At 52.3% G+C, this 3,396-nt stretch carries 4 protein-coding genes; 1 reads left to right on the top strand and 3 read right to left on the bottom strand.

Translation table 11 applies throughout. The features are described 5' to 3' along the window. Positions 1 to 167: 167 nt before the first annotated feature. Positions 168 to 695: a high-potential iron-sulfur protein gene (locus C451_RS20840; RefSeq protein WP_080503486.1), complete on the top strand. Its 528-nt coding sequence runs from the start codon at positions 168 to 170 to the stop codon at positions 693 to 695. A 109-nt stretch (positions 696 to 804) separates the two neighbouring features. Here C451_RS20840 and C451_RS04210 read toward each other — a convergent pair whose 3' ends face one another. Genes C451_RS04210 through C451_RS04200 form a run of 3 tightly spaced genes read right to left on the bottom strand, consistent with a single transcriptional unit; the run spans position 805 to position 2,659 of the window. Next, positions 805 to 1,464: a cytochrome c biogenesis CcdA family protein gene (locus tag C451_RS04210; protein WP_007738043.1), complete on the bottom strand. Its 660-nt coding sequence runs from the start codon at positions 1,462 to 1,464 to the stop codon at positions 805 to 807. Further along, positions 1,461 to 1,991 carry a TlpA family protein disulfide reductase gene (locus C451_RS04205; RefSeq protein WP_049912885.1) on the bottom strand — a complete coding sequence of 177 codons (531 nt, stop codon included), beginning with the start codon at positions 1,989 to 1,991 and terminating at the stop codon, positions 1,461 to 1,463. Before C451_RS04205 ends, C451_RS04210 begins: the two co-directional genes overlap by 4 nt. Further along, on the bottom strand, positions 1,988 to 2,659 hold the full coding sequence (locus C451_RS04200) for an SCO family protein (RefSeq protein WP_049912886.1): 672 nt from the start codon (positions 2,657 to 2,659) through the stop codon (positions 1,988 to 1,990). The genes C451_RS04205 and C451_RS04200 overlap by 4 nt, the downstream gene beginning before the upstream one ends. Between the last annotated feature and the right edge of the window lie 737 nt (positions 2,660 to 3,396).

Raw genomic sequence — 3,396 nt, 5'->3', positions numbered from 1 at the left:
GTCGTAACCGCTCCATATCGCAAGAGGGCGTCCAATTCACCTGAACTCAGCGATAGAATCGCCGGACAGAACCGGCGATCAACAGAGCATTAAAACTCGTTGCTCACAACGATTTCGATTATTGAACCACAACGACCATCTTACGAACGGGAGTGAGAAGCTAACGGATGGATCGGATTACTCGGAAATCACGACGCACTGTCCTCCAACTGGCTGGTAGTGCAGCGATTGCTGGCTTCGCCGGGTGTACCAGCAACGACGGGACAGGGGACCAAGATGCAGCAACTACTGAAAGTACCGAAGGTACAGATTCCAATACTGGTGGCCGCGCCACGGCAGGCGAGCCTGAAACCACACCCGAAGCGGCTGATGGAGCTGATAGTGTCGGTACAGCAACCGAAGGTACCGATATGAAAGCAACCAACAACGGTACACCCGCGTTGAGCGGTCCCGTTCCAGATGTCTACCGGACGGCGACGAGTCAAGGTGGAACGAAACGGAGCTCGGATGCTCTCCAGCCGAAAAACGCTGTCCAATATCAAACACAACCAAAAGACAGCCAGCAGTGTTCTGGCTGTATATTTTATATTCCGGATAAAAATGGTGACGGGGTTGGCGCATGCAGCGTCGTTGAAGGCTATATCCAACCGACAGCGTGGTGTGCTAGCTACAGTCCATATCAAAATAGCAAGTAGAATTGACACCTTGCTAATTTGCCCTGTTCGGTAATTACTACGGCTTCGCTCTCCAGATAGGGATCGGTGAAAATAATCTTCTCGTTACGGTCTCAAACGTGCTTGAGGATCAGAGTACGTCAAGCACAACGATCGAGAGGTAGAGCTGTCCGATCCCAGCGGCGATCAGAATGACCCCGGCAAACTGTTCTATCCGACCAGAGTACCAACCGAGATCATGCCATGTGTCTACACCGACGCTGGTGAGAAGAGTCACTCCAACGAGTGGGGCGGCGACAGCACCGGCGTACGAACCGAGGACGACAACAGCCGCCAGTGGTGGAAGTGTCAGTGCCTGCGTGAGGACACCGAGGAAAAGTGGGATGACACACCCCGCAGCGGCGAGTGCGTACACACCGCCGAAGACGCCGAACCCGACGATTGATTCGGGCCGAGCTGGAAGTGGAATCGATGCGATCGGGAATCTGCCGATGAGCATCACGAGACCGAACACGATTAGTCCCGCACCCACAATCGGTTCCAACAGCGGCAACAGCGACGTGAGCGCTTCCCCGAACGCGAAGGCGAGCCCTGCAACCACACCCAATGCGATGAGCGCGCCGACCGCTGCGGCGACCGCGGAGAGAACGCTTGAGGTTTCCTCTTGACTCTGGTGAACGTAGTAGCCAACGTATCCGGGCAGGAGCGGGAACGCACACGGTGCAAAGAACGTCGTGAGCCCGGCACCGGCAGCGAATGCGACGGTTCCGAGCAACGCCGCCGAAGTCATGTCCCATCCAGGAGTGTATCGAGGCGGGTCCGTAGCATTGACGCAGCAATGACACCGCTGTGAGTCCACTGAATAGTTCCCGAGGCATCCGTGATGGCGAGATAGGGAAGTCCCTCGGCGTTCAGCGCGGACATCAAATCGCTTTCGGGATCGTGCCCGAGCGTCCAATCGCCATCGTTCTTTCGCCACCACGCTCGCACATCCTCTTTCGTGAGCGTTCCTCCAAATCGTTCGTTCGTTACTGAGATGAACGTGAGTCGGTTGGTGTATTCGGGAACGAGGCCACTGAGGACTGTCATCTGTTTTCGACACGGTGCACACCACGTTGCAAAAAGGTCGATAACCGTCGGTGTATTCGGACGTGGGAGAGTGATCTCTCCTGCTTCGGAGCCACGTGCATCGATCGTTTCGACGGTCTCGGTGAAGTCGGATTCCTGTCCAGAGAGGAATCCGGATTCCATGGCCACGATGCTTCCACCAGTGAGTCCGAGTCCACCGAGTGCAGCCAATGCTTGACGTCGATTCATGCGTTACGAATCGTCTTCAAGTTCGAGATGATCTTCTCGGCATCCGGCGATTTCGAAGTATATGCCCGTTCTACATAGTCATCGGCGTTTACGAGCAGTATGAGTGGCATGTGGGCGAACATGTACATATCCATGTTCTCGGGATGCGTTCGACTGAATTTGAATCCGAATTTATCAGTAATGACACTCTTCGCGCGATCTTTCGACTTAGGACGGAGGAATTGCCAATTTTTGGCATCGGTATTGATATTCATCTCGTCGGCATACGTAGATAGTCGCTTGGCATCATCACGTTCTGGATCAAATGTTATAGGGAAGAATTCAATCTGATCACCGTATCCATTATTGAGTGAGTGGGTCTGGATGTTTCGCATCGTCGAAGTTAAGACTGGGCAGACAGTTTGACAGTGACTGTAGAAAAACTCCACTAACCGGGGTTTGTCGACGTTTCGGAGAGTGACTGTCTCCTGAGTGGTGAGTGGTTTCGGGAGAGTCACATCGGGAATTTTCTCGTTCCATGCAGGATATGGGAGATCCGAACTCTCGGTCTTGCGATCTGGCTCGTCAAGAACAACGTTCTCGTTCGTTTCCGTGAGTCCGAGACACCCAGTCGCCACACTGGCTACTCCAATTCCCATCGCTCCTTGGAGATACTCTCGTCGCTGCAGCCTCATTGGTAGGACTAACAGTGGTGTCCACAAGAGTCGCTTGGTCCGATTCTCGAATAGTAGTGTCCGCCAGAGTTTTCGTCGGCGCTATCTACCTGATGATCCACCATTATCGCCTAAGCCGAACCGAGCAGATCCTTCTAGATCTCGATGATAGTTTTGATGTACTCGTGGTCGTTCGCCTTTCCGGAAGACACGATTCAACTGTTTCAGTCAAAATTCCCCCTATTATCGCAAAATATATTATTAATAAGATATGAATAAGATAGAATCAATGTAATTCGTGAACACAGCCGTGTATGTAAATGTCGAATTTTCTAATAAACTCAGATTTGCTCGTTAAAGAATCCACATATTTTGAAAGGGAATAAGCATCTGAAGTGTTCTACTGACGTCTCAATCGAGAACGATCGTGTCACGAGTTGTGTTTGATCGGGTGGATTTGCTATGGTTCAATCGAATCGTGGTCGATTATTGCGCTGGTGGAATCGCCGAATTTCGCTTCCAATTGACTGTCGTACAGTGATTCACATCATCGATCCAATGCGAAAGCTGAGTAACGGAGTTCGTTCAATTGAATTTCTCGGCACTCGTTATCGCTTAAGGATTCGTCCAGATCAGCAGGCGCTACTGTCTCCCGCGTCAGCCGGAACTCATGGATCGATGGCTCCATATCCTCGGCCAAGAACTCCGGTATCTGCTTCCGCCACGGTCGGTGCGCGAGCACGCTCGCGCTA

Source organism: Halococcus thailandensis JCM 13552 (genome assembly GCF_000336715.1).
GTDB classification, from domain to species: domain Archaea; phylum Halobacteriota; class Halobacteria; order Halobacteriales; family Halococcaceae; genus Halococcus; species Halococcus thailandensis.
This window is presented reverse-complemented; position numbering and strand designations above follow the sequence as displayed.